Source organism: Brucella anthropi ATCC 49188 (assembly GCF_000017405.1).
GTDB lineage: Bacteria > Pseudomonadota > Alphaproteobacteria > Rhizobiales > Rhizobiaceae > Brucella > Brucella anthropi.
Genome location: NC_009671.1, coordinates 12,592 through 31,324, shown reverse-complemented (window position 1 = coordinate 31,324; position 18,733 = coordinate 12,592). Strand labels below are relative to the sequence as shown.

Below are 18,733 nucleotides of genomic sequence, written 5' to 3'. Positions count from 1 at the left end.
GCAGCTTCGGTTGTCCACAGAACGGACGTTTCGGAGACATGAATATGGGGGCAATTCTCGGTTATGCGCGCGTCTCGACTGGTGATCAGGATGTCGCCGGCCAGGCAATGCGCCTTGAGCAGGCCGGTGCCATAAAGGTTTTCAGCGACGTCCAATCCGGAAAGAACATGGACCGGCCGGGCCTGGCCGAACTGCTTGCCTATGCCCGTGCTGGCGACACGCTCGCGGTCGTGCGGCTCGACCGGCTCGGACGGTCATTGGCGGAATTGCTGGAAACCGTGAAGATGCTGCGGGAGCGCAAGATCGACCTTCTCAGCCTCGAGGAAAAGATCGACACCTCCTCGGCTGCCGGCGAGCTGATCTTCCATGTCTTCGGCGCCATCGCCCATTTCGAGCGCAGGTTGATCTCGGAGCGCACAAAGGACGGCATCGCCGCCGCGCGAGCGAAAGGAAAGAAGCCGGGGCGCCAGCCGCTCGACATGAAAAAGGTCGATGCGGCGATGAAACTGATCGCAGCCAGCATATCTCCCGCCGAAGCGGCAAAGCAGCTCGGCCTTGGGCGGTCGACAGTCTATCGGGAAATGCGTCGACTGGGTGTTAGTCGAAGCACTTAGAGCCGATGCAACGCTGTGCCCTCAGGTGAGGGCCGATTGCTGAGCCTAGGGCTCTCGTGCTTCACCGATATCTTGGATCCGGTTCTGCAGGCTCATGCGGTCCAGCGAGGCGAACGGCAGATTGATGAAGATGCCCAGCCGACGCTCCAGTCCTGCAAGAACCTCCGTGAACGCCCGCTTGCGCTCCCACGCCTCACCCTTGACCAGGGTCGGGTCCGGGCAGCGCCAGTGGGCCGTGACCGGAAGACCGGGCCATTCGGGGAGAGGCTCGCCTGCAGCGGTGTCACTCAGCGTAAAGACGAAATCGAGCTCCGTCGCCCCGGACGCTCCGAATGCTTCAAAGTGCTGAGGCTTCATGTCCTCCACCGGATACTCCGCGCTCCGCAGCAAATCCAGAACAACAGGTTCGATTGCGGGTGCGGGATCGACAGCGGCGCTGACGGCTTCGAACCTGCCCTTGCCAATCTTGTTCAAGATTGCCTGTGCCATCACACTGCGCGCGGAATTGCGGCGTGAAAGAAAAAGCACACGATAAATACCGTCCCGCATCTCATCTCCCTCGGATACCGATATCGGAATTCGATATAGCTGTTCGATGACAGCTATATGAAGCTTTCGAGTCTGACCACGGCTTTGACCACCGTGATCTCGTGCGGACCAAAGCGCCGGTCGCCTTGACGCCGATCAATCCATTGCCCGCGTCCCGCGCGAGTATGCTGGTGTTTTTAGATCAGACCCGACACAAGTCCGGCCCCAATCACCAACATGGCCACAGCCACGATAAGCTGCACGGTCCGCAACGTGATCTTCTGCAGGACACGCTTGCCTACGAACGAACCGGCGAACGCGCAGATCGTGCCGATGACTACCGGCATGAGCATTTCCTGCGACCGGGCAAGGTTATCCGCCATGATACTCGTCCCGTAAGTGACCAGCCGTACCGCATCGACTATCACCGCCGCGACGACACCAGTGGCGACGAAAGCCTCCTTCGTAAGGCCCGCCTTCAAGAGGAAGGCAGAACGTAACGCCCCCTGATTGCCGGACAGGCCGCCGAAGAACCCTGACAGCACGCGTGGCAACCAGCGCGGCGGAAATGCAAGCGCCTGAAAGCGCGGCCATAGTTCCAGCAGGGCGAAGGCGACAATCAGCACACCGATGACCGCCTTGACGACAGTGATTTCATAGGCCGATCCACCGAGCATGTAGCTCGCGAGAGCCGGCATCCTGTCGAACCAGGTGAGAAGACTTGCTCCAACGATGGCAGCGAGGGCGGCCGGCACCCCGAACCGTGCCACGACCCGCCAATCGGCTTGCCTGGCCATCAACCCGAACTTGAAGATGTTGTTGGCGAAATGCACGACCGCGGTCGCCGCGATCGCCAAGGGCACCGGGAAGAACAGCGCGAAGACCGGCATCAGGATCGTCCCAAGACCGAAACCGGAGAAGAGCGTTACACCGGCGGTCAGCAGCGCCACAAGGCCGATCAGGATGAGTTCCATATCTTTGTCTTTTCCCTGCAATCGATTTTCGCTATCGTAAACGGATAGTATGAACCGATCATTCCGCGAATCAAGAAGGCAGGTGGCATGACAGGGAGCCAATCGGAAAACGATGCGCTTGGGAAAAGGCATTCGCTGAAGATGGAGCACCATGATCTCCTCTCCGGCCTCGTGCGTCTGCACGTGCTTCATCACGCAGCCGAGCATGAGATCTACGGACAGTGGATGATCGATGAACTGGCAAGCCACGGCTACCGCCTGTCTGCCGGTACGCTCTATCCGCTGCTGCACAAGATGACGCGGGACGGCTACCTAACCTCGCGCGAGGAGCGCGACGGCCGCACGGTGCGCAAGCTCTATTCCATTACCGACAAAGGGCGCGAAGGTCTCGCCTTGGCCAAGGAGCGCGTCCGTGAATTTACCGGAGAGGCAATGAAACGATGACGGATACAACAACGAGCCACGATGAAAGCAGCGCCGTCAGAGGCTCGGCCGGGGAGGTCTTCACAACCTTTCTCAAGCTCGGTTTCACCTCCTTCGGCGGGCCGATTGCGCATCTTGGGTACTTTCGCGACGAACTGGTGTCGCGGCGCAAATGGATCGACGAGCAAGGCTATGCCGATCTCGTGGCGCTCAGCCAGTTCCTGCCCGGCCCGGCATCGAGCCAAGTCGGTTTTGCCCTGGGACTCTTACGCGGCGGTCCGCTCGGTGCACTTGCGGCCTGGGCAGCCTTTACCCTGCCGTCGGCGCTCCTACTTGTTCTCTTCGCCTATGGCGCTGCGGCATTTGGCGGCCCGGTCGGCGGCGGCGTTATTACCGGTCTCAAGATCGTTGCTGTTGCCATCGTGGCACAGGCCGTCTGGGGCATGGCAAGGAACCTCTGCCCGGACCGCGAACGGGCCACGATCGCTCTCGGCGCGGTGCTGATCATCGTGCTTGTGGCGGGCGCACTCGGCCAGGTGGCGGCGATCGCCGCCGGCGCGGCGGCAGGCCTTCTCTTCTGCCGCAATCATCACAAAGCAATCACCCGGCACATCGAATTCCCCGTCTCACGGACGTTTGGAGCAGTTTCGCTCGTCTTGTTCTTCGCCCTGCTGATCGGACTGCCGATCCTCGCCCCCGCCATACCCTCACAAGAGCTGGCCGTCTTCGACTCGTTCTACCGCGCGGGATCACTGGTCTTCGGCGGCGGCCATGTCGTGCTGCCGCTGCTCGAAACAGAAGTCGTGAAAAGCGGCTGGGTCAGCCACGATCAGTTCCTAGCCGGATACGGGGCGGCGCAGGCTGTTCCGGGGCCGCTCTTCACCTTCGCGGCCTATCTCGGAACCGTGTTGGGGCCGGAGCCCAACGGCCTCATCGGCGCGAGCATTGCGCTGATTGCGGTTTTCCTGCCGGGCTTTTTGATCCTGCTCGGCGTCATTCCGTTCTGGGACAGCTTTCGCAAACGCGACAGCGCGCAAGCCCTGATGCGCGGCGCCAATGCTGCCGTGGTCGGTATCCTTGGCGCGGCACTCTACGATCCGGTCTTCACCAGCGCCATCGTCGGCCCATACCAGTTCGCCCTGGCACTCACCTGCTTCGTGCTGTTGATGACGTGGAAGATCGTACCCTGGATCGTGGTGCTCGCCGCCGCGGCAGGTGGCGTTCTAATTGGCGCTCTCTGACGGCTACTGCAATTGATGAGGACAAGACAACATCGACGATTCGGGATCGTCCCAGCGTCTTTTCCTGTTTGTTCCCCCTTAGCGTTGTTTAGCGGGAAACCAACGCTATGCCCTCTATAGTGCCGGATCAAACCGTCCTTGTCCGCCAGCCCGAGAAGATTTTGCGCCTCTGCCGCGCTAATCAGTTTCCTTCGCCCCACCCGCCTACTCCTTTTACATCCGGCATCCCGATGAACAGGGTGGGGTTTCCTGTCCAAAAACGAGCGATTGCGTACAGGGGTAAAACACCCTGTCCACAAATTATCTTGACAGTCTTATGAACAGAGGCAATATTTTGGACAGCCTATTCGGACAGAATTACCCTCATGCCACGCACCTTCGCCTATGTCCGCGTCTCCACGACCGGCCAGACCACCGAAAACCAACTTCAGGAAATCGAAGCCGCCGGCTTCCAGGTCGAACCGCGCCGGATCGTCACCGAGACGGTTTCCGGTAGCACCGCCATCGCGCAACGCTGCGGCTTTTCCCGACTCATGGACAAGCTGGAATCCGGCGACATTCTGATCGTGACAAAGCTCGACCGCCTCGGCCGTGATGCCATTGACGTCAGCACCACTGTAAGAACGCTGGCCGAATTGGGCGTGCGCGTCTATTGCCTCGCGCTCGGCGGCGCCGACCTCACCAGCTCGGCCGGCACCATGACAATGAACGTGCTCAACGCCGTTGCCCAGTTTGAGCGGGATTTGTTGATCGAGCGGACGCAATCCGGTCTCAAGCGCGCCAAGTCGGAAGGCAAAACCCTCGGCCGGCCCTTCACGCTCAGCGATGAACAGAAGCAGGGTGTCCGCAACGATCTCGCGACGGGCATGAGTGTTTCAGCGATCGCCAGAAAATTCGCAACCAGCCGGCAGACCATTATGAGGGTTCGCGACGAGGATTCATGGTCCGTTCGACCTTAGCGTGTCTGGGGGAACAAATCTTGTTCTGACCCCTTATTGGCACCGGGTTGCTCGCTGTTCCCGTATTGGCGGGGTCGGCTGCTTACGCCGTCGCGGAGATGTTTGGATGGCCTGAAGGACTTGATCGGCGTCCTCGCGAAGCCAAGGCGTTCTATGGCACGATCGCTATTTCAACGATTGGTGGGGTCATTCTCAGTTTAAGCGCAATAGACCCGATACGCGCCTTATATTGGTCGGCATTTCTCAATGGTGTGCTGGCTACACCTCTGATGATAGTCCTGCTGGCAATGGCAACCAACAGACGTATCATGGGGCGACTGACAGCACCCATTTGGATGGTTAGGCGGCGTGGACGAATTGGTTGACGAATTGATCGCAGCTTGATTCAAGACTGCTTTTTGGAGGCAGTCATGAGCCGAGGCGATCTGAGCGAATCCGAATGGCGTGTTCTGAAGGATTTATTGCCGATTGAAGCAGTCAATCGGGGACGCGGTCGTCGTCCGGAGCAAAATCGTGCGATCATCAACGGCATACTTTGGAGACTTCGCTGCGGGACGCCTTGGCGGGATGTCCCACCCAAATACGGCAATTGGAATACGATCTATCGGCGGTTTCGGCGTTGGAGCGAAGCCGGGGTCTGGGAGGCTGTTTCGATCACGCTCGCTGAGATCATGGCTGACAGCGGCCACTACAGCATCGATAGCACCACAGTTCGGGCCCATATTTCGGCAGCGGGCGGAAAGGGGGGATTCATCGACGCGCTCTTGGCCGCTCGCGGGGCGGGTTCACCAGTAAACTTCACTGTCTGGCTGATGCCAGAGGAAGACCGCTTGCCTTCCATCTGACGGTTGGCGAAGCCGCAGATTGCAAGGCTTACGACACTCTGATCAGCTTACCCGAGCAAGCGCCACAGGCGCTTCTTGCTGACAAGGGATATGATGCGGATGCCATTCGTGATGATCTTGCCAGCCGCAATATCAAGCCCGTCATTCCTGGCAGAGCAAACCGCCGCGTGAAGATTGAATATGATCGCACGCTGTATAAACAGCGCAACCTAATCGAACGGATGTTTGGCAGACTGAAAATCAACCGCGCCATTGCTACTCGATACGACCAACTCGCCGAGAGCTTCATCAGCATGGTTCATATTGCTACCGCAAGATACTGGCTCAAATTCGTCCACGCCGCCTAGTCTGGGGTGGTTGACAGTTTTAGTTATGTCACTGGCAACTATAACTTTTTTTCTTTTATGATAATTGTATCAAGTTCTGCTTAGAGACTGCCCGTTCATTGAACAGGCCCGAGATGCACGGGCTGTCGGATGGGCAATCATTCAGTTTTCACTTGGTCACTGCTGTGGGAGGCTGCCAATTGGTTAGTTATCTGACGCCAATAGAGTTGCGATACAGGATATATGACGCAACCATGAAGATTATCGCAGCGAATATACGGTTTAAGATGTTCTTGTATGCGCTCAATCGCGTGGCGAGCATCATTCCGAGTACCCCTCCTATGATACCACCTCCGATGAACTCACCAGCAAGCCACCAGTCGACAAGACCGGAACTGGCATAATTCAGAGCCGTGGCCAGTCCGAAGGCCCCCACGGAGAGAAGGGATGTGCCGACTGCGTTGATCATCGGCATACCTGTTGCCAACATCAAGCCGGGCACAATCAGGAAGCCGCCGCCGATACCGAAGAATCCTGATGCCGCACCCGAAGCGAGAGCCACTGCTGCCGTTACGAGACACATTCTTAAATCGATCGGGCGGCGCTCCACGTCCAATCTCTTTTTGGGCTTCAACATGAACAGACCGATGACGATCATGAGGATACCGAACAAAAAGATGAGGCGATCACCGTCTAGAGCTTTTCCGAGACTAGATCCGATAATTGCCCCTATAACGCCAAGTGCGGAGAAGACAACACCACAACGCCACCAGACGTGCCCCTTCAGAGCATGGCTCGTAAAATTCGCGAACGCGTTGACTGAAACAGCAAGTGCACCCGTACCGATGGCGACATGGGGCTGGCTCACACCGACGACGTAAAGGAGCAACGGTGTAGCGAGGATGGAGCCGCCGCCGCCAAGCAATCCCAGCATAAAGCCAACAACACTTCCGGAACCCACCGCCGCAAGGATGGAATTACTCAACACCATAGGATCCTAACTCTCTCACGCACTGTCAGCGCTCATTTCGCCTTCTCCACGCAGAAGATGTCGTAAAGGGAGGCGACCAGTTGCGCTGCCTTTTCTTCTGTGAGGCGATAAAAAATCTGTTTCCCCTCCCGTCGCGTCTCGACTATTCCGGAACTGCGCAACACCGTTAGATGCTGCGACAGGTGCGGTTGATGAACCCCGATCTTTTCTTCCATCCTACCAACGGAATACTCGCCTTCCACCAGGCTGCAAACGATCATCAGACGCGCTGGATGGGACAGCGTCTTGAGCAGGTCTGCGACTTCGTTCGCGCGCAGAGATAATTCAACTGAAGATAGTCCAGCTTTCATCATCGTTATGCTGTTCACGGTCATTCCCATGCAGCCCCTTCCAGAGCATCCAGCGGAAACTTCAGATAGCGCTTACCGTTGGCTTCTGGCTCAGGTAGACGTCCACCACTTATGTTCACCTGCAACGCATGCAAGATGAGCCTTGGCATTGGCAGCGTTTTGTCGCGCTTGGTCCGTAAGGCAACGAAGGCTTCTTCTGATACGCCCGACAGGTGCGGATTGTGCTTCTTTTGATCAGCCACGGTGCATTCCCAACGCGGCGCACGACCGCCCGGTTGGTAATCATGTCCGGTGAATAGCCGCGTCTCATCGGGAAGTGCTATGATATTCTGGATTGACCCCCACAATGCTCGCGCATCGCCGCCGGGAAAATCGGCCCGTGCCGTACCGCTGTCGGGCATAAAAATTGTGTCGTGGACAAATGCCGCGTCGCCGACCACGTAAGTGATTGAAGCGAGCGTATGTCCCGGCGAGAACATAACTCTGGCATCGATGGAACCAACCTTAAACGCCTCACCATCGGCAAAGAGCCGATCCCATTGCGAGCCATCTGTAGCTAGTTCGGGCCAGTTGTAGATCTCCTTCCACAGCTTCTGGACTCTGATTACATGCTCGCCTATCGCCGTCTTTGCGCCCGTTTTCTCCTTGAGATACTGAGCTGCGGAAAAGTGGTCGGCGTGTGGATGAGTGTCGAGAATCCATTCGACCGTCAGGCCACTATTGCGGACGTAATCGAGAATTGCGTCTGCATTGATCGTCGCCGTGGCCCCCGACTTTTCATCAAAGTCGAGAACGGGATCTACAATGGCGCAAATACCGGTTGCCGGATCGGACACCACGTACTGAACACTGGAGGTTCGCTTATCGAAAAAGCCTTTTACCCGCGGTTGATGGTCAGCAAAGCGTTTAAGCCACGATACTGCGACACTGGTATCAAAGCCGAGCTGATGTCCGAATGGTACGACGTCTTCAACAGACATGCGTCCGTCCAATACCTCGCCGATCAGATAAAGGCTGAGCGAGCGCATACCCGTCTTGCAATGCGCAAGCACTGGGCCATCGGATTTTCTGACCGCCGCGTGAAACGCACGCACATCAGCTTCAGTGATCGTATTCATTGTGACCGGAATATACGCATAAGAGAGATCGGATTGGTGGGCTGCATCGCATTCAGCCTGGTTTCCAGGCTGTTCTGCGCTTTCATTATCGGGACGGTTGTTGATCAGCGTTTTGAAGCCGCTTCGATCGAGTACACTGAGTTTTTGCGCGTTTGGCTGCGAAGATACCGACAGCTTCTCAGATATTCTGGTGACGGGCATCGTTGCCTCCGACGTTAACATTATATAATATACTATAATGTATACTGTTAAACTTTTCAAGCCTCCCTCGAACAGGCAGATCCTCAAAACCTGCGCATAAACTCTAACGAAAAAGGTAAAACCCCAATCACCGGAGAAGAATTCTATAACTTCAAATTTTCAGTCCACTGGCAAAGGGTCTCGATAGCGGTATGATGATATGAATCCAACGTCCGGAGGTAGCTCAATGAGCCGATTGCATACAGAAAACCACCTCGTATCTCGGATCGGATGGCTTCGCGCAGCGGTACTCGGCGCCAATGATGGCATTGTCTCAACGGCCAGCCTCATTATGGGCGTCGCATCTGCTTCAACGGGAACAACACAGATAATGGTCGCTGGCATCGCGGGCCTTGTCGCAGGCGCGATGTCCATGGCGGCGGGTGAGTATGTTTCCGTCAGCTCTCAATCCGATACGGAGTTGGCAGATCTTGCCAGAGAGCGCAGGGAACTCGAATCTCAGCCCGAAGCAGAGCTCGATGAATTGATGCAAGCCTATATTGATCGCGGCCTAACTTCGGAATTGGCGCGGGAGGTGGCAATACAGCTGACCTCACGCGATGCTCTGGAGGCACATGCCCGTGACGAACTGGGAATTGTCGAACACATGGAAGCACGGCCTGTGCAAGCAGCACTGACCTCAGCGGCCACGTTCTCGATTGGGGCCGCCCTACCCTTGCTGATGGCGTTCATCGCGCCTCCCTCGATCTTGCTTTATGCGGTTGCTATCTCTTCCTTGCTGTTTCTAGCTTTACTAGGCGCAATCGGCGCCAAGGCGGGAGGAGCTAATATGCTTAAGGCAACCGTTCGCGTCACTTTTTGGGGCGCATTGGCCATGGCAATCACGGCTGGTATTGGGGCCCTAGTCGGCACAGCGGTCTGACCGTCGATCTGAGTTTATAGAGAATACATATGTAAAGAAGAATTACTGTAGTCGGTCAGAGGCAGGGCTCTATAATTTGCTCATTCTATAGGTCGGAGGAGACTATGAAGATGCGGTTCTCGGTTGAAGATCGATCAAAAACAATCCTGCTGATTTTTGCCTTGTGCGGACTTGTGATGGGGCTCGGCTTGCACTTTTCCGGCTACTTCTCGGGAGCACGGATAATCTGGGCCATTGCCACTTTGCCTGTGCTGGGATCTTTGCTCGTCGAGATTCTCCGGAGTTTATGGCGAAAGGAGTTTGGGCTGGATATCGTCGCGGCGATGTCGATGACGGCCGCGCTGGCATTTGGGGAAATGCTGGCGGCTTCGATTGTCGCTCTCATGTATACTGGGGGAGCCTTTCTTGAAAGCTTTGCCGAGGGACGAGCACGCCGTGAGATGCATGCTTTGCTGTCCCGCGCACCGCGAACAACAATGCGATATGTCGATGACCATCTCGAAGAGATTGCCGTCGAAACTATTCGTCCGGGTGACCGCCTTCTGATCCGTCAGGGAGACGTCATCCCCGTCGACGGAAGTATCACTTCCGTAAAAGCTTTCGTAAACATGTCTGCTTTGACGGGAGAGTCACTTCCGATTTCGCTTACATCCGGAGCCGATGCTTTGAGCGGATCAGTAAATGCTGGCGATGCCTTCGATATTGTTGCCAGACACGAAGCAAAAGATAGCACCTACGCTGGCATTGTTCGGCTCGTGGAAGAGGCCCAGCATTCGAAAGCCCCGATGTCTAGGCTAGCAGACCAATGGTCTATCGGCTTTCTGATAGTGACCGTCTTAATCGCCTTCGGCGCGTGGTTTTTCACGGGAGACCCGATTAGGTCGGTCGCCGTTCTCGTCGTGGCGACACCATGTCCTCTCATCTTGGCGGTGCCAGTCGCTCTTGTTGCGGGACTATCGCGCGCCGCTCATTTCGGCGTGCTGGTAAAGGGTGCTCGTCCATTAGAGAACATGGCCCGTATCAATACGCTGGTACTGGACAAGACTGGAACACTGACAGATGGCCGCCCACAAATTACTTCAATCAATGCGCAGCCAGGATTGAGCGAAAATGATCTACTGCGTTTCGCCGCCTCCCTTGACCAAGTGTCCAAACATCCGATGGCGCAGGCTCTTGTACTGGCCGCTCAGCGGCGCGGTATAGATCTTGTATTGCCGACCGATGTAAGCGAACTGGCCGGAGATGGCGTGGCGGGCTGGGTCGATCGCAAAAGCGTCGTTGTCGGTGGACATAGCTTCGTTGAGAGACAGGTCAATGCAAAACTGAGTGAAATCCCCCATAGAGAAGCTGGAGCGGCCCTGGTTGCAGTCGCAATAGACGCCAGGATTGCGGGCTATATCATCATGGCCGATCCCTTGCGCGGCGAAGTTGTCGATACGTTACGGGGATTGCGCAAGGACGGCGTAAAGCGAATAGTGCTGGCGACAGGTGATCGTACTGCAGTGGCCAAACGTATCGCCAAGGGTTTGGGGCTCGATGCCGTCTACTCGGAGCTTTCGCCCGATCAAAAGGTGCTGACCGTGCTCAGCGAGCGTAAGAACGGCCCCGTGATGATGGTCGGAGACGGCGTCAACGACGCGCCCGCACTTGCAGCGGCTGATGTTGGCGTTGCCATGGGTGCGAGGGGAGCGGCAGCCTCGGCAGAAGCTGCCGATGTCGTTTTCCTCGTAGATAGAATAGATAGACTTCGCGCCGGGATTGAAATTGCCAAGAGGTCAAGGCGCATTGCTGTCGAAAGTGTAGTGGTTGGGATTGGTCTTTCTGTAATCGCCATGATCGCAGCCGCGTTCGGTTATCTAAAACCTGTTCAGGGTGCATTACTCCAGGAGCTGATTGACGTCGCTGTCATCCTCAATGCGCTTCGGGCGTTGAGAATCTCCCCCAAGATCGGCTAAAGGGCGTCGTGGTACACCAGAATTTAAACTGGTGAATAAGTCACCTACAGCGGCGTTGGTGCATCAATCGCCGGTGAGTTTCAGAGTTTTTATAGCATTGGCTTTTAATGTTTTGGTTCGTTGAGAATTTGGATCAAGCCAATGCCTTTCAAGCACAATTCCGCCCGTCGTCACCGGATACCCAAGCAGAAGTTCAAGGTCACGAACTGGGCGGAGTACGAAGCAGGCTTGCGTCAGCGCGGGAGTGTTACTTTGTGGATCAGTGAAGCAGCTATAGCCGGATGGATTGCACCACTGCGCAAGACGCGCGGTGGTCAATGTCGCTATTCTGACCTGGCTATTGAGACGACGCTGATATGTGGCAAAGTGTTTAACCAGCCTCTGCGTCAGACAGAAGGCTTAATGGCCTCGTTGTTGCGGCTACTCAATGTTGAACTGCCGGTGCCAGATCACACAACATTCAGCAGACGCTGCGCCAATCTTGTTGTTTCCAGCTTAACCCGGTGCACCAGGAGGGATGGAACAGATGAACCTCTTCATGTGATCGTCGATAGCACTGGTATGAAGATATATGAAGCTGGCCAATGGCTTGAAGAAAAGCATGGCGCTAAATCTGCCCGAAAATGGCTCAAGCTGCATCTTGCTATTGATGCAGATAGCAATCAGGTCATTGCAGAAACACTGACTGATCAAAATACAAGTGACCTCAGCCAGGTTCCTGATTTGCTTGATATGATTGATCGCCCCATCGCTTGTTTCATGGCAGATGGTGCTTATGACAGTGATCAAACCTATCAAGCTTTACGCAGTCATAGTCCCGGTGTGAGCATTATCATTCCGCCACGAATACGAGACTTACAAGAAGCGTCATATGGCCCACCTGATCAGCGTGACTGGCATAGCCGCACAAATGCTCAACGCGGTCGGATGGAGTGGCAAAATCTTACCGAGTATGGGAAGCGAGCGAGAGTAGAAAACGCCATAGGCAATTATAAATCAACAAACGGGCCAAAGCTAAGATCACGCAAATTCACCAACCAGAAGACTGAAGTTAAACTTGGATGCGGCGTCCGTAACCGCATGCTGCAGACACCACGCCCGAAATCCGTCCGCGTCAAAGTTGAAACCACATAAGCCAGCATCAAAGATCGGAATCCGCCACCAATTCGTTTCATGCAACAACGCCGCTATGCGGCCATTTCCAATCGTGTACTTCCGGCATGTCTTCGCCATGTTCACGCACATAGTCATGATGCTTTTGCAGCTTCTCATTGAGCGAAGTGATCAGAGGCTCGGCAATATCAGCGGCCAAAGGCAGGCGGTGGAGTGCTTCAATTGCCAGATGATAACGATCCAGTTCATTCATGACAGCCATATCAAACGGCGTTGTGGTTGTGCCTTTTTCGATAAAGCCACGCACATGGAAGTTCGGATGATTGGCGCGCTTATAAACCAGACGGTGAATGAGATATGGATAGCCGTGATAGGCGAAAATCACCGGACGGTCGGTGGTGAAAAGCGCATCAAATTCACTATCGGCAATACCATGCGGGTGATGCTGCGGTGATTGCAGCGCCATCAGGTCGACAATATTGACAACACGAATGCGCAAATGTGGCAATGCTTCACGCAGCATTGCGGTGGCGGCCAATGTTTCCATGGTCGGCACATCACCAGCACAAGCCATCACCAGATCTGGTTCCATGCCATCTTCGCTGCCTGCCCAGTCCCATTTGCCAAGACCGGCTTCACAATGTTTTTCTGCCTCATCCATGGTGAGCCATTGTGGTGATGGCTGCTTGCCAGCCACAATCACGTTCACGCGGTTCCATGTTTTGAGGCAGTGCTCACCCACCCAAAGCAGCGTATTGGCATCCGGCGGGAAATAAACACGGACAATATCAGCGCTCTTATTGGCAACCAGATCGACAAAGCCCGGATCCTGATGGGAGAAGCCGTTGTGATCTTGACGCCAGACATGAGACGTCAGCAGATAGTTAAGCGATGCAACCGGCTTGCGCCATGGCAGTTCGCGTGCCACTTGCAACCATTTAGCATGTTGGTTGAACATGGAATCCACAATATGGATAAAAGCTTCATAGCAGGAGAAGAAGCCATGGCGTCCGGTCAGCAAATAACCTTCCAGCCAACCTTGACACAGATGTTCACTCAGCACTTCCATCACGCGGCCATCAGCCGCCAGATGGTCGTCACTGCCTAAAGTTTCAGCCATCCAGACACGGTCGGTTGCTTCAAAAACACTGCCCAGACGATTGGAGGCGGTTTCATCAGGCCCGAAGACGCGGAAGTTTTTCTCTTCGTCATTGAGGCGGATGACATCGCGCAGATAGTCGCCGAGGATTTTGGTGGTCTGTTCTTCAACCGCGCCCGGTTCGGTGACATTGACCGCATATTTTCGGAAATCCGGTGTGTTCAGTTCCTTACGCAGCAAGCCACCATTGGAATGCGGAATGGCGCTCATGCGCTTTTCACCATCCGGTGCTATTGCGCGTAATTCCGGTTTGAGCTTACCGCTTTCGTCAAACAGGTCTTCCGGCTCATAGCTGCGCATCCAGTCTTCGAGGATTTTGCGGTGTGCATCATCAGCACGGCAATTGGCAACCGGCACCTGATGGGAACGCCAATGGTTCTCCACCATTTTACCATCAACCACTTTGGGTCCTGTCCAGCCTTTCGGGCTGCGCAGAATAATCATCGGCCAGCGCGGACGCTCCGGCGATTTAAGATCGGCCTGCTCTTTAATGGTTTTGATACGGTCAAAAGCCATGTCAAAAGTTGCTGCCATCAGCTGGTGCATTTTTTCCGGTTCATGGCCTTCAACGAAAAATGGCTCATAGCCATAGCCGGTGAAAAGACTGTGCAGGTCTTCATCCGACATACGGGCGAGCAGGGTCGGATTGGCGATTTTATAGCCGTTCAGATGAAGAATCGGCAGCACCGCGCCATCGCGCTTCGCGTTGAGGAATTTGTTGGAATGCCATGCTGCTGCCAACGGGCCGGTTTCGGCCTCACCATCACCTACGACACAGGCAACGACGAGATCGGGATTGTCAAAAGCTGCGCCGTAAGCATGCACAAGCGCATAGCCAAGCTCGCCGCCCTCATGGATGGAACCCGGAGTTTCGGGTGCCACATGGCTTGGAATACCGCCCGGAAACGAGAACTGGCGGAAGAGCTTTTGCATACCTTCAACATCTTCGGTAATGTCAGGATAGGTTTCAGTATAAGTGCCTTCCAGATAGGTGTTCGCTACCATGCCCGGGCCACCATGCCCGGGACCGCAAACATAGAGCACATCCTTGTTGCGTTCTTTAATAATGCGGTTGAGATGCACATAGATGAAGTTCAAGCCGGGTGTTGTCCCCCAATGGCCCAGCAAACGCGGTTTGACGTGGTCAGGCTTTAAAGGCTCGCGCAGCATCGGATTTTGCATCAGATAAATCTGGCCGACGGAGAGATAATTGGCTGCACGCCAATAGCGGTCGGTCAGTTTCAGCTGATCTGGAGTAAGCGGCTGGGCGCCAGTCTGATTATTCATTCCGGAATTCCTTAACCTATTGGGAGGATTAGTTTAAAACAGTGAGAGTTTCAGAAGCAATCACTTGCTCTTCATCAGTTGCGAGCATGAAGGCCGCGATTTTGCTTGATGGCGTGGTGATGCGGAAAGCATTGTTGTTGTTGGCCGTATCGTCCAGCTCAAGGCCGAGCCATTGTAATTTGCGAGCAATGCGGGCACGGATTTCCGGTTGGTGTTCACCAATGCCGGCGGTAAAAATAACGGCATCCACCCCGCCAAGGCTGGTCGCCTGTCGAGTGATTTCACCGGCAATACGGGTGGTGAAAAGATCAATCGCTTGCTTCGCCTCAGGTGCATCACTTGCCAGCAAGTCTCGGCAATCACCACTGATGCCTGAAACACCGAGCAGGCCGGAGCGATGATAAAGCATATCGGTCACCTCATCGGCGCTCATATTCTGCCGGCTCAACAGATGCAGCAGCACACCGGCATCAATATTGCCGCAGCGTGTTGCCATCGGAATACCGTCAAGCGTGGAGAAGCTCATGCTGGTATCAACACTTTTACCCTGATCGAGTGCACAAATGCTGGCACCGCTGCCAAGATGCGCAACAACAAGTTTCTTACGGCCTAAATCGGGCTGAAGCTCGTTAAACTGTTGCGCGATGGATTGGTAAGAAAGGCCATGAAAACCATAACGCTTGATGCCCTGATCGTGCATCGCCCGTGGAATGGCAAGGCGGCGGATCACATCCGGCATAGTGCGATGGAACGCTGTGTCAAAAGAAGCTGTTTGCAGAATATCAGGGAAAAGCTGACGGATTGCTTTAATCAGCGCCAGACTTTTAGGCTGGTGGAGCGGCGCATAGGCCGACAAATCGTCAATGGCCTGAATTGAGCGATCATCAATTAATGCAGGACCTGCAAAAATATCGCCGCCATGCACGACACGATGGCCAATTGCTTTGACACGGGAAAGTTCGATATAGGCTGAAAGCTTGTCAAAAACTTCGCTGAGAACAGCAACAATATCGGCTGACTCTTGCGTCTGCAGTTCAATATCCAGCCGTTCCTTGCCGCGTTCCATATGAAAATTCAACGGAGTCGCGGCAAAATCGATGTCTGCTTTTGCCGATTTTTGCAAAGACGAACCATCATATTCAAAACTGCCGATTTTGACGGTCGATGATCCTGTATTGAACGTCAGCAAGACGCTGTCCATAAAACCTCCATTATGAAATATAACCTCTTTGACTGATCGGCAAATGCGATGCATTGAGCGTAATCAACATTAGTGGCTTTATCCCTGGTTCAAGCTAAGGGCTCACTGTTTCAAAACACCACATTCTAGTCATTTCAGTCCTTCGGCTTAACCCCATAAATAATTGAATCACATAAGGATATTAATGAGAACGCGACTTGCAGTTCATCCCATCCGGCATTCTTTGCTTCAGAAACCAAGCACACAAAGCTTGGTTCAAGTGCAAACTTGCATTCGATCTCATCGCCCTCCGCGCTGATTAGCTTCGACGGAGGATTGATTAAAGCTCCCATGATAACTGACTCCTCACTGTAATTCCTTTCCTCTAATTTCTATCACTCGAGGGGAGAAAGAATCGAGGAAGACCTGACTTGTTCCAAAATAAAGTGTGGTTGGCGCGAATTGTTCACGAAGAATACTGCACAAAGCTGCTGCGGTTTGTGTATCGAGACCTTCGAAGGTATCGTCCATGACAACACATCGGGGCCGACGGATGAGTAGTCTGGCAAAACTCAAACGCATCTGATCTTCATGATTGAGTAGCCGATCCCACCGGAAAGGTTTTTCTAATTGCTCGCTTAGTCGCTCCAGACCAACTGTCTTCAGCGCCTTACGATATACTTCCATGTTGTCAGTTCTCGGATCATCTGGGTATTCCAGCACACTACCTATCGACTCCTCCGGCAACCACGTGTCGCGGGACAAAAAGAGCGTGTCAGCATCTGCCGGGAGGGCGATTGTGCCGCTGCCCCACGGCCAATTTTGAGCCAGAGTCAAAACGATAGTGCGGAGATTGGCGGCGCTACCTGTAAACATCACAGTTTCCCCGGTCTTGACGTCCACAGTTCGCTCTGAGAGTTCTAGTGTGCCCAGCACGGAAGGTCCAAAGACGTTGCACCGCACTTCGATATCCTTGAATACAACGCTACCGTCGTGAGTTGTTTTGAATGACAACATCGTGTGAGACGCCGCAGCTTCCATTGTTGCTAGGGTCAGGACTTCGGTAACGGGGCCGTTCCAGTCAAGCAAAAAGTGACGACCGCAGCCGCGCCGTCATGGTGCCATTGCGGTAAATAATCCCGACAGATCCCCTTTCGCCGCTGCCTGACTTGCTTTGCCCTTCGTTTGAGGTCCGCCCGGGCTCATGCTTCGGTCCGTGGTCAGCGCGATAGCTGCCAACATGATGCTGGTCCAGTGCGGTAATTCCGATGTGCCCATCTCATTGGCGTGCTCGGCAGAGGCCGGCGACAGTCCTGACCACGGCATCATCGGAACCGCGTCCCGGTTGGGACCTCGAAGGTCTGCGGTCAGGCAGACGTCAACGATATGGTTCTGATGTGAAGGCTCAGGCCGACTTGGCGAGCAATCGGTCTGAAGAGAATTCGGTGCCATCCGTCCACATCCGGTGAAGGATGGTACCGATGCGCCTTGCCAAAGCCACCATCGCACGCTTTGCACCTCGGCGTTTGGCGACTTGTGCGGCCCAGCTTCTCAGCCATGTCGAGCGACCCCGATGTATCATAACGGTAGCCGCCTGACACAAGGCTCTTCGCAGATTGGCGTCGCCAGCTCGCGTAATACCGCCGATCACGTCGCGCTCACCGGACTGGTTGCGCGAGGGTGTAAGGCCGACCCATGGACCCACCTTCTTGGACGATGAGAACCGCGCGGGATCATCGACCGCGGATCGGAAAGTTAAGGCGACGACCGCCCCGATGCCAGGCATCGTCATCAATAGCCGGCACACCGCGTCGTCCTTCGCAAGCAGACGGACCTGACGTTCGAGTCCCGCCAGTTCATGGCGAAGGCTGGTGCGCGCGCGTAACATCGGTCCGGACGCTGCTTGCAACATGGAATTGCCTTCCACCAACTGTTTGATCCTGGCGTCGAACTGGCCGCGCGAGATGGCGCCGACCTTCAGGCCGAAGTTTCTCAGCAATCCGCGCAATGACAGTTCCAGCGCGATCATGCCTTGTTGGATCGCCTTGCGGGCAGACAGAAGTGCACGAACTTCCTGTGCCGACACGGATTTACAATGTACGGGCCTGAACCAGCCCAGATGAAGCAGTCGGGCAATCCCTTCCGCGTCGCGCCGATCCGTTTTGATCGGCATTGCCTTCAGAGCACCCTTCACCTGTCGGGTTTCCATCAGAACAACTTCCAGCCGGGCATCGGCCAAACCGCGATGCAGCCACTGGGACAGCGGCCCGGCTTCAAGCCCTATGATAGCGACCGATCCCTCCAGGGTGTTTGCAAAATCCACGATCGCTTGGGGATCACTGAGAACCTGCGCTTCTTTTACGATCTTGCCGTGCTCATTGATTACACAGACCGCAGTCTTCGCCAGTGATACATCCAGTCCTATGAACAGCTTCATCCCATATTCCTCCGATTGAGACCGATACGGGAACAACGACAGCTTGCTGCGGGCAATTTCAAGATGCGTCAGCCGGTGGCGTGGCGCAGGCCCCGTTACAGCATCTCATT

General features: G+C 55.0%; 17 protein-coding genes and 1 pseudogene. 9 read left to right on the top strand and 9 right to left on the bottom strand.

Annotated elements, in window-relative coordinates; all coding sequences use genetic code 11:
• The first annotated feature begins 44 nt into the window (after window positions 1–44).
• A complete protein-coding gene (locus OANT_RS24520) occupies window positions 45–614 on the top strand; it encodes a recombinase family protein (protein WP_011982979.1) in 570 nt (189 codons plus the stop codon).
• A gap of 45 nt (window positions 615–659) precedes the next feature.
• Here the strand turns inward: OANT_RS24520 and OANT_RS24515 are convergent, their stop codons facing one another.
• Both OANT_RS24515 and OANT_RS24510 read right to left on the bottom strand, forming a co-directional pair.
• Window positions 660–1,163: an arsenate reductase/protein-tyrosine-phosphatase family protein gene (locus tag OANT_RS24515; protein WP_011982978.1), complete on the bottom strand. Its 504-nt coding sequence runs from the start codon at window positions 1,161–1,163 to the stop codon at window positions 660–662.
• A gap of 176 nt (window positions 1,164–1,339) precedes the next feature.
• Complete coding sequence (locus OANT_RS24510) at window positions 1,340–2,116, bottom strand: sulfite exporter TauE/SafE family protein (protein WP_011982977.1); 777 nt, start codon at window positions 2,114–2,116, stop codon at window positions 1,340–1,342.
• Window positions 2,117–2,257: 141 nt separating this feature from the next.
• Here OANT_RS24510 and OANT_RS24505 point away from each other — a divergent pair, with 141 nt between their 5' ends.
• From OANT_RS24505 to OANT_RS27485, 5 genes and pseudogenes are all read left to right on the top strand, one after another.
• Window positions 2,258–2,560 carry a PadR family transcriptional regulator gene (locus tag OANT_RS24505; RefSeq protein ID WP_011982976.1) on the top strand — a complete coding sequence of 101 codons (303 nt, stop codon included), beginning with the start codon at window positions 2,258–2,260 and terminating at the stop codon, window positions 2,558–2,560.
• Window positions 2,557–3,780 carry a chromate efflux transporter gene (gene chrA, locus OANT_RS24500; RefSeq protein WP_011982975.1) on the top strand — a complete coding sequence of 408 codons (1,224 nt, stop codon included), beginning with the start codon at window positions 2,557–2,559 and terminating at the stop codon, window positions 3,778–3,780. Before OANT_RS24505 ends, chrA begins: the two co-directional genes overlap by 4 nt.
• A 365-nt stretch (window positions 3,781–4,145) precedes the next feature.
• On the top strand, window positions 4,146–4,739 hold the full coding sequence (locus OANT_RS24495) for a recombinase family protein (protein ID WP_011983045.1): 594 nt from the start codon (window positions 4,146–4,148) through the stop codon (window positions 4,737–4,739).
• Between the two features lie 35 nt (window positions 4,740–4,774).
• Entirely contained in the window at window positions 4,775–5,104 is a 330-nt protein-coding gene (locus OANT_RS24490) for a divalent metal cation transporter (RefSeq protein WP_080514382.1), read from the top strand.
• Window positions 5,105–5,149: 45 nt separating this feature from the next.
• Window positions 5,150–5,931: pseudogene (locus tag OANT_RS27485) on the top strand (IS5 family transposase).
• Between the two features lie 187 nt (window positions 5,932–6,118).
• Here the strand turns inward: OANT_RS27485 and OANT_RS24475 are convergent.
• From OANT_RS24475 to blh, 3 genes are read right to left on the bottom strand one after another with little or no spacing between them, the layout of a single operon-like run.
• A complete protein-coding gene (locus tag OANT_RS24475) occupies window positions 6,119–6,901 on the bottom strand; it encodes a sulfite exporter TauE/SafE family protein (RefSeq protein ID WP_011983044.1) in 783 nt (260 codons plus the stop codon).
• Window positions 6,902–6,933: 32 nt separating this feature from the next.
• A complete protein-coding gene (bigR, locus tag OANT_RS24470; protein WP_011983043.1) occupies window positions 6,934–7,281 on the bottom strand; it encodes a sulfite-sensing transcriptional repressor BigR in 348 nt (115 codons plus the stop codon).
• The gene (gene blh / locus OANT_RS24465) at window positions 7,272–8,570 is read right to left on the bottom strand and encodes a bifunctional sulfur transferase/dioxygenase Blh (RefSeq protein WP_011983042.1); all 1,299 of its coding nucleotides are present in this window, start codon (window positions 8,568–8,570) and stop codon (window positions 7,272–7,274) included. Before blh ends, bigR begins: the two co-directional genes overlap by 10 nt.
• Before the next feature lie 226 nt (window positions 8,571–8,796).
• Between blh and OANT_RS24460 the strand changes: the two genes are divergently transcribed.
• From OANT_RS24460 to OANT_RS24450, 3 genes are all read left to right on the top strand, one after another.
• Window positions 8,797–9,492 carry a VIT1/CCC1 transporter family protein gene (locus OANT_RS24460; protein WP_011983041.1) on the top strand — a complete coding sequence of 232 codons (696 nt, stop codon included), beginning with the start codon at window positions 8,797–8,799 and terminating at the stop codon, window positions 9,490–9,492.
• A 110-nt stretch (window positions 9,493–9,602) separates the two neighbouring features.
• Entirely contained in the window at window positions 9,603–11,447 is a 1,845-nt protein-coding gene (locus OANT_RS24455) for a heavy metal translocating P-type ATPase (protein WP_040128237.1), read from the top strand.
• 141 nt (window positions 11,448–11,588) lie between these two features.
• Window positions 11,589–12,581 carry an IS5-like element ISOcan1 family transposase gene (locus OANT_RS24450; RefSeq protein ID WP_011983039.1) on the top strand — a complete coding sequence of 331 codons (993 nt, stop codon included), beginning with the start codon at window positions 11,589–11,591 and terminating at the stop codon, window positions 12,579–12,581.
• Window positions 12,582–12,618: 37 nt separating this feature from the next.
• Here OANT_RS24450 and OANT_RS24445 read toward each other — a convergent pair whose 3' ends face one another.
• From OANT_RS24445 to OANT_RS24425, 4 genes are all read right to left on the bottom strand, one after another.
• The gene (locus tag OANT_RS24445) at window positions 12,619–15,006 is read right to left on the bottom strand and encodes a phosphoketolase family protein (protein ID WP_011983038.1); all 2,388 of its coding nucleotides are present in this window, start codon (window positions 15,004–15,006) and stop codon (window positions 12,619–12,621) included.
• Between the two features lie 28 nt (window positions 15,007–15,034).
• Window positions 15,035–16,207, bottom strand: coding sequence for an acetate/propionate family kinase (locus OANT_RS24440; protein WP_040128197.1), 1,173 nt, complete (start codon window positions 16,205–16,207; stop codon window positions 15,035–15,037).
• 345 nt (window positions 16,208–16,552) lie between these two features.
• Window positions 16,553–17,275, bottom strand: a complete 723-nt coding sequence (locus OANT_RS24430; protein ID WP_011983036.1) for an ABC transporter family protein — start codon at window positions 17,273–17,275, stop codon at window positions 16,553–16,555.
• Between the two features lie 316 nt (window positions 17,276–17,591).
• Window positions 17,592–18,623 (bottom strand): IS110 family RNA-guided transposase, encoded by a 1,032-nt coding sequence (locus OANT_RS24425; RefSeq protein ID WP_011983025.1) that lies wholly within the window; start codon window positions 18,621–18,623, stop codon window positions 17,592–17,594.
• Between the last annotated feature and the right edge of the window lie 110 nt (window positions 18,624–18,733).

Coding starts and splice junctions, on each gene's coding strand:
- OANT_RS24425 (WP_011983025.1), bottom strand. CDS start 18,623: ATGAAGCTGTTCATAGGACTGGATGTATCACTGGCGAAGACTGCGGTC.
- OANT_RS24475 (WP_011983044.1), bottom strand. CDS start 6,901: ATGGTGTTGAGTAATTCCATCCTTGCGGCGGTGGGTTCCGGAAGTGTT.
- OANT_RS24445 (WP_011983038.1), bottom strand. CDS start 15,006: ATGAATAATCAGACTGGCGCCCAGCCGCTTACTCCAGATCAGCTGAAA.
- OANT_RS24440 (WP_040128197.1), bottom strand. CDS start 16,207: ATGGACAGCGTCTTGCTGACGTTCAATACAGGATCATCGACCGTCAAA.
- blh (WP_011983042.1), bottom strand. CDS start 8,570: ATGCCCGTCACCAGAATATCTGAGAAGCTGTCGGTATCTTCGCAGCCA.
- OANT_RS24450 (WP_011983039.1), top strand. CDS start 11,589: ATGCCTTTCAAGCACAATTCCGCCCGTCGTCACCGGATACCCAAGCAG.
- OANT_RS24520 (WP_011982979.1), top strand. CDS start 45: ATGGGGGCAATTCTCGGTTATGCGCGCGTCTCGACTGGTGATCAGGAT.
- OANT_RS24495 (WP_011983045.1), top strand. CDS start 4,146: ATGCCACGCACCTTCGCCTATGTCCGCGTCTCCACGACCGGCCAGACC.
- bigR (WP_011983043.1), bottom strand. CDS start 7,281: ATGGGAATGACCGTGAACAGCATAACGATGATGAAAGCTGGACTATCT.
- OANT_RS24460 (WP_011983041.1), top strand. CDS start 8,797: ATGAGCCGATTGCATACAGAAAACCACCTCGTATCTCGGATCGGATGG.
- chrA (WP_011982975.1), top strand. CDS start 2,557: ATGACGGATACAACAACGAGCCACGATGAAAGCAGCGCCGTCAGAGGC.
- OANT_RS24455 (WP_040128237.1), top strand. CDS start 9,603: ATGCGGTTCTCGGTTGAAGATCGATCAAAAACAATCCTGCTGATTTTT.
- OANT_RS24510 (WP_011982977.1), bottom strand. CDS start 2,116: ATGGAACTCATCCTGATCGGCCTTGTGGCGCTGCTGACCGCCGGTGTA.
- OANT_RS24505 (WP_011982976.1), top strand. CDS start 2,258: ATGGAGCACCATGATCTCCTCTCCGGCCTCGTGCGTCTGCACGTGCTT.
- OANT_RS24515 (WP_011982978.1), bottom strand. CDS start 1,163: ATGCGGGACGGTATTTATCGTGTGCTTTTTCTTTCACGCCGCAATTCC.